Origin of the sequence: Halomonas sp. GFAJ-1 (assembly GCF_000236625.2) — a bacterium.
Lineage (GTDB): Bacteria > Pseudomonadota > Gammaproteobacteria > Pseudomonadales > Halomonadaceae > Vreelandella.
This window is the reverse complement of record NZ_AHBC01000044.1, coordinates 21088-27726: the sequence shown is the minus strand read 5'-3', so window position 1 is coordinate 27726 and position 6639 is coordinate 21088. Positions and strand designations below refer to the sequence as shown.

The following is a 6639-nucleotide window of genomic DNA, read 5'->3' as shown; positions in this document are numbered from 1 at the left end:
AGGGCTAAACGTTCGCCTGGATAATGATTAGTCTACTCCTTTACCTGTTAATCTCCCTACTACAAGATTCTGCTATGAAAACCTAGCAAGTCCGTGCTTTTTTTGAAAAAAATTGTTGACCAACGAGGTTTGTCGATTAAATGCAAATTTCCGCATATTCATATTTGTACAACTAATGGTAGATTTTGTACTAGTTTTTGGTTTTTAATGCTTTTATATGTTTACCTATGCTAACCCTCGTCGTTCAAGCTAAAAGGCGCCAACAACTATGACTTCCACTAATTCCCCCGCTGGGCTACAGGAATCGGCATCGTCTGCTCTCTTCCCCCGCTCTGTGATGCTTGCGGGTAAAGACCCTGAAGCCACACGCCGAGAGATTGAAGCCTGTTTTACCGCGACGTTTGACCGCTACGAGTCGCTTTTTAGCACGCTGGTGAATGAGGAGGCGTACGTTCGTAAGTCCATCCCGCTTAGGCACCCGCTAATTTTCTATATTGGGCATACCGCGACGTTTTTCATCAACAAGCTGGTGCTGGCGAAACTTCTGCCGGCGCGCATCGACCCGAATATGGAGTCTATTTTCGCGGTTGGCGTCGATGAGATGAGCTGGGACGACCTGAATGATGATCACTATGAGTGGCCGTCGGTCAGTGAGGTGATGGCGTATCGCGCCAAGGTTCGTGCGGCGGTACTCACCTTGATCCGCGAGTTACCGCTGTCGCTACCCGTCGATTGGCAAAGCCCGTTCTGGCCCATCGTCATGGGTATTGAGCACGAGCGGATTCATTTGGAAACTTCGTCGGTGTTGATTCGCCAGCAGCTGCTTGAGCTAGTGACACCGCAACCTGAGTGGGCACCTATCCGTACGACCGGTGAGCCGCCGGAAAATAGCCTAATCACGGTACCGAAAGGGGAGGTGACGTTAGGTAAATCCTTCGATGATCCTTTCTACGGCTGGGACAACGAGTACGGCCATCACCACAGCGACGTTGAAGAGTTCAAGGCGAGCCAGTTTCTGGTCAGCAACAGTGAGTTTCTTGAGTTTGTTGAGGCCGGTGGCTACCTCACCGACACGTTCTGGTCGGAAGAGGGGTTGGGCTGGCGAAACTTTGCCAAGGCAACGCATCCGACGTTTTGGGTGTGGAAAAACGAGTGGTTTTTGCGCTTGATGACCGAAGAGGTCGAAATGCCTTGGGACTGGCCGGTGGAGGTCAACTTCCACGAGGCCAAAGCGTTCTGTAACTGGAAAAGCGCGCAGACCGGCCAGTCGGTACGTATGCCAACAGAAGATGAATGGCATCGCCTGGTGGAGGCGGCGGGTGTTTCTGAGCTTGCAAGCGATATGCCTGCCAACGCCAACCTGCATTTAGATCACGGCGCGTCTTCATGCCCAGTGACCCGCTTCCAGCACGGCCAATGGTTTGATGTGGTGGGCAACGTTTGGCAGTGGGTGGAAACGCCCACCTATCCGTTCCCAGGCTTTGACGTGCATCCGCTGTACGATGATTTCACCACGCCGACGTTCGATAACCAGCATAACCTGATCAAGGGCGGCTCCTGGATCTCCTGTGGTAACGAAACGCGGCTCAGCGCCCGCTATGCGTTTCGCCGTCACTTCTTCCAGCATGCGGGCTTCCGCTATGTGGTGTCGGATGCTGAAGTCAAAATGCCCAGCGCCTATTACGAAAGCGATGCCCGCATGGCTGAGTACGCGGAATTCCATTACGGCGATGAGTGGTTTGGCGTTGCCAACTTCCCGCAGGCATTAGCCAACCGGGCACTGGCGAGCGTAGCGGGCAAGCAGAAAAAGCGTGCCCTGGATCTGGGCTGTGCCAGCGGGCGTTCCAGCTTTGAGCTGGCCCGTGAGTTTGAGCATGTTGACGGGGTGGATTTTTCGGCCAACTTTATTCGCCAAGGCGTGGAAATGGCTGAGCAGAAAGTGCTGCGCTATACCCGGGTTGAAGAGGGCGAGCTGGTTAGCTATCAGGAGCGCACCTTGGCGAGCCTGGGGCTGGAAGAGGCGGCGAGCCGGGTTAGCTTCCACCAGGGCGATGCCTGCAACCTCAAACCGCAGTTTAGCCATTACGACTTAGTGCTGGCGGCCAACCTGATCGACCGGCTTTATAAGCCGGCGCAGTTTTTGCGAACCATTCACGAGCGCATCAACGCGGGCGGTATTTTGATGATCGCCTCGCCCTATACCTGGCTGGAAGAGTACACGCCGAAGGAGGAGTGGATTGGTGGCTTCAAGCGAGACGGGGAGAATGTCACTACCCTGGATGGCTTAAAGGCGCTGTTGGAACCTCACTTCCAGATGATCAGCGAGCCTGAAAAGGTGCCCTTTGTGATCCGCGAGACCATGCATAAATATCAGCACAGCCTCTCGGAAGTCACCTTGTGGGAGCGGCGCTCCTAAAGCACCTGATGGGCTTCTAGCCCACCAGACCCGCAATAGCCCGGTTAATCGACGCGTGTTCGGTTAACCGGGCAAACAAGCCTTCGTCCGCCTCGCCGTTAATCAACCCCAGCAACACCCCTAACACCGCCCCCCGGTGAACGTTGTCACCGCCTACTTCGGCGTTGACCTGTAAGGCTTTTAACGGGTTTTTGTGATGTTTGCAGGCCAAGTAGAGCACGGCAGGCCAGGCGTCGGTGATGTAACAGGCGGTGGATAACACACTGCCTACCACCTCACGTTCGGTGTATTGGCTTTCCACCAGCTTTGTCAGCTCAAGCTTTGATAGTCCTCGGGTTGCCTTGAGCAGAGTGTCTTCTACCGCATCGACATCGCCTCTAAACAACAGGCTGTCGATCAGTTCTACATAGGCGTCACACACGTCCGCTAGAAAAGCGTCCGGGTGGGTCAGGGCCAGGTGCTGGCGGCACAGCTTGCGGGTGTCTGCCAGTGACGTACCCTTCAGGCGTTCGCTAATCGCCAGCGGCGCAATGGTCACCAAGCCACCAATCGAAGGCGTATCGTGGGTCACGGCGCCACACTGCTTGGGAGGCAGCCCCTTTTCCAGATTGGCGAAAAAACCACGATGGTAGGATTCGGCGTAGGTGTCCGGGTGGGCGGGGGGCTCCGCCGTCATGAGCTGGATATAAGCCTTCAAGAAGGCGTCGCTATCATAATGTTGATCTGGCCCTGCCAGGGTGCGCATTAGGGTTAGCGCGCAGTGGGCGTTGAGCGTGTTATCACCGGGCTGCATGCCCTGGTGGTAGTGCACATTGGGTCGATTCCAGTAGGCCTGCTTGCTTTTCAAAATAACATCGCCGACAACCTCTGGCTGTTGGTTGCCTGCACGCTTGCGGCCGCCGCCGCTGGTGGAGTGCATCGACATAATCGATGACGGGTGAAACGCAGGCGGCGCCTCAAACGTGTTGATCCCCTCAGGAAACGCGCGGTCGATGTCGTGCACGTTGTAGAACCAGTGCACGGGCATGGCCAGTGCATCGCCGATAAACAGGTTTTTAAGCGCGGCGGTCGCTCTTGCGTGCGCGGTGTGGGTCATAGTCGTCATCTCTACTCTTGGAAATCGTTTGCGGTGAACGTCACGTTGAGCGGGGAGTCTTCCGTTGGCCAGCGTCCTGCCTGAACGGTCTCACCGTTTTGTTCTTGGACTACATAGCTTTGCTGGCCGTGGTGACGAAGCGAGGCGGCAAGCTGGCGGATGGCCTCGGCATCGTTGCCGCTTAGCAAGCCGATTTGTGTGCCTGGCGCCATCCAAAAGCGGGCTTCTCCTGCGCTTGCTAATGGCTGTGACAGCGCGGGCAGTGAGTTACGCTGATACCAGTCATTCACTGCTTCTGTAATACCCATCACTAACAGCGGTGGCTGCGTCTCATCCTGCAGGTTAACCGGCGTGGTAAGCGCTTCGGCGTCTCGCCCCAGCACCTGTCGTGCCAAGGGGAAAAGAGCGTCATCCAGAGCGAGCACCCGTGTCGTTGGGTCAAGCATCAGCTGGCGCAGAATGGCCGGCGTTGGGCCAGGGTGGCGCAGTAGGTCGGCGCCTGGATCTACCTCAAGCGATAGGGGGCGAGATGCCAGGTGTAGTTCGAAGGTTTGCTGTGCGTCTTGCATCGGTTGGCGCATGTTAACGGGCCCCTCTTCGGTGGTGACCAGCAACGGCACCTCCAGCGGCCAAGGCGCGTGTTGGCCGCGCTGGATCAGCGTGCCGCTGATCCGGTAGCCGTCTTCGTGGGCTTGGGTTTTTATGGACGCTACGTGCAGCGTGGGGCGGCCTGGCTGGTAGATCCACGGCATGATAAAGGCGTCTTGTGATTCGCCAGAGGCCATGCTGAAAGCATCAATGAGCGCCTGCCAGTCAGCGGTACGGTGCATCCACTGATCGGCAAAATGACGGAGACCGAGGTCAAACGCCTCGTCACCAATGCGCTGGCGCAGCATGTGGAAGAGCATCGCGCCGTGCTGGTAGCCGATCAGGCGACCTGCGGGGTCGGGGCCTCCGCGAAAATCCAATAAGGCGGTTTCCTGGCGGCTGGGGAGGGCGGCTAGGTCGGCCAGCCAGAGGCGGCGTATGTCGTCATCGTCACCACGCTGCTCCGCCAAGGCGTAATCGGCAAGGTACGTGGTCAGCGCCTCGGCCCAGTTGCCGCTCGGGTAGTCGACATTGACCCCCGCTCCCCACCAAGCGTGCATTAATTCGTGAGGCAACGAAGTGTGAGGAATAAAGGGCAAGGGGATAACGCGCTCGCCCAGCAGCGTAAAACCAGGAAAGGCGAGACCTATAGGCGCGGGAGACGCGGCGATGGAAAAGCTTGTATAGGGCAGCGGCCCCAGGCGTGCTTGAAAGAGCGCCAACTGTTCGGCGGCGTGTTGCAAATACGTCTCGCCAAAGGCGGCATCCAGCGCCTCAGGAAAGAGCGTGCGCAGCTGCACGCCTTCACTCTCATGCTGGCGAAGCCGCCAGGGGCCGGACGCAATCTCTACCTCACGGGTGTTCGGGTGATAGAAGCGTGCCACATAGGGGGCGCTGTCGGCGTGCTGTTCCTCTACCAGCGAGCCGGTGGCAACGGCGAGCTGCCCGTCTGGCACGCTAACGGTTAACCATAGGGGCATGGCGTAGTCGTTAAGGTGTGGGTACCAGTCCGCGCGGGTGGGTAGCAAACTGCCTTCGGCTGATACTTGGTGACGGCTGCCGCTATCGGCCTGTGGCAGCGTACCCTCCCAGCGAAGCGTCACAGGCGTAGTGCTGTCTGCCGCACCGGCATCCAGCGGTAGATGCCAGCGCCCATCTGCCTCTTGGGTCACCGCCAGCTCGTTATCGCCATGCGTTGCCGAGGTGATCGTTAGGCCTTCTAGCAAGCGAAAACGGCGTTCTGTTGCGAGAGGTTGGCTTAGCTCGCCTTGCAGCGAGCGCGTGGAAGGGTCGAACTGGATGATCAGGGTGCGGTCAGCAGGGTGCTCTGACGGCGACCCCCAGGCAAAACCCGTTGCCAACAGCCATAACAAAGTGCTCACGCTTACTCGACGCAGTAAGCCGCAGTGATGAACAGACAACATCAGGCACCCCAAGGCAGAAGTTGAATGGATACATTACCGCGAGCATCAAGGTATATAAAGGATGTATAAGAAATGTTCGGAATGGCGGGTGCTATGCACGCATGCGAAACTGCCCATGACAAACGCCATAGAGGCCAAATAACAGTCGATACTCAAAGGGAGCAACGCAATGAGGTCACGCCAAAAATACATAGGCTTTGCGGCAATCGCGCTGCTAATAGCAGCGCTTGTGAGCGGGTGCCGCGGGCAAGAGCCCGTGGAAGTGCCACTGACTATCCTGGTGAATAACCCTGCTGCCTTCGACGACAAACACATCGTTACCCAGGGCGTAGTGCGGCACTTTGATGATCCCCTTCATTACTGGATTGAGGACGAAGACCTTAATCGCGTTGAGGTCTTTCCACATGAGCAAATAGCGCCGCATTTAGGTGGCGCTGTGACGGTAGAAGGCCAGTTTCACTTCTCACCAAAGGAAGGGCGGCGGCTAATCCTTACGCGAGTAGACGTTGATGACTGCCTCACGTGCTAATAACCCCGAGTAAAATCATTACGCCTGGAATCCAGCCAGTAAAGATGGCGCAAAAGATGGTATAGGTCGCGACAGGACGTTGAATGGGCTTCGCCAGTGCCAGCAGATAAAAGAAGCTGAGCCATAAAAGCGACCATGCAAACCAGTTCACCGTATTCCACAGTTTGAAACTGGTTGCGAAGCTGGAGATGGAGTGCACGCCAATCACTGCGGCGGTAATGCTGACAAAAAGGCAGAACCAGCCTAGCCCTCTGCCGTCAGATTTTAGCCACTGGTTGGCACCTACCCACAGATACGTGATTGAAAATAAGAGCGTAAAAGCCCCTGCGCTAACCTCAATCGTGTTGCTGGGGTCTTTGAAGATTAAGTGCGTGGCGATAATAAAGCTGAGCAACCCAACCAGTACGTTGATGATGGATACTTCGTGGTTACTGATTTTTCCCAGGAGCCAGATACCATTTATAAACAAAACAGCGCCCACATATAGCAATGTAAGACCCAGGATCATGCTGACTTGCTCCAGATGTTTAGTTTTAATGAAGCCACGTGATCGCTCACGTGACTTTTTCTTTAGTGGTGTTGTGCT

The 6639-nt window shown here is 56.2% G+C and carries 5 protein-coding genes; 2 read left to right on the top strand and 3 right to left on the bottom strand.

The window, feature by feature from the left end:
• The first annotated feature begins 268 nt into the window (after positions 1–268).
• Positions 269–2416, top strand: a complete 2148-nt coding sequence (gene ovoA, locus MOY_RS13180; RefSeq protein ID WP_009100571.1) for a 5-histidylcysteine sulfoxide synthase — start codon at positions 269–271, stop codon at positions 2414–2416.
• A 16-nt stretch (positions 2417–2432) separates the two neighbouring features.
• Here ovoA and MOY_RS13175 read toward each other — a convergent pair whose 3' ends face one another.
• On the bottom strand, positions 2433–3521 hold the full coding sequence (locus MOY_RS13175) for an ADP-ribosylglycohydrolase family protein (protein ID WP_235803711.1): 1089 nt from the start codon (positions 3519–3521) through the stop codon (positions 2433–2435).
• A gap of 2 nt (positions 3522–3523) precedes the next feature.
• Positions 3524–5482, bottom strand: a complete 1959-nt coding sequence (locus MOY_RS13170; RefSeq protein ID WP_139029320.1) for a M1 family metallopeptidase — start codon at positions 5480–5482, stop codon at positions 3524–3526.
• 211 nt (positions 5483–5693) lie between these two features.
• On the opposite strand from MOY_RS13170, the gene MOY_RS13165 reads away from it, so the two are divergent.
• Positions 5694–6053, top strand: a complete 360-nt coding sequence (locus MOY_RS13165; RefSeq protein ID WP_009100568.1) for a hypothetical protein — start codon at positions 5694–5696, stop codon at positions 6051–6053.
• Here the strand turns inward: MOY_RS13165 and MOY_RS13160 are convergent.
• Entirely contained in the window at positions 6043–6561 is a 519-nt protein-coding gene (locus tag MOY_RS13160; protein WP_009100567.1) for an AmiS/UreI family transporter, read from the bottom strand. The genes MOY_RS13165 and MOY_RS13160 overlap by 11 nt on opposite strands.
• Positions 6562–6639 lie beyond the last annotated feature (78 nt).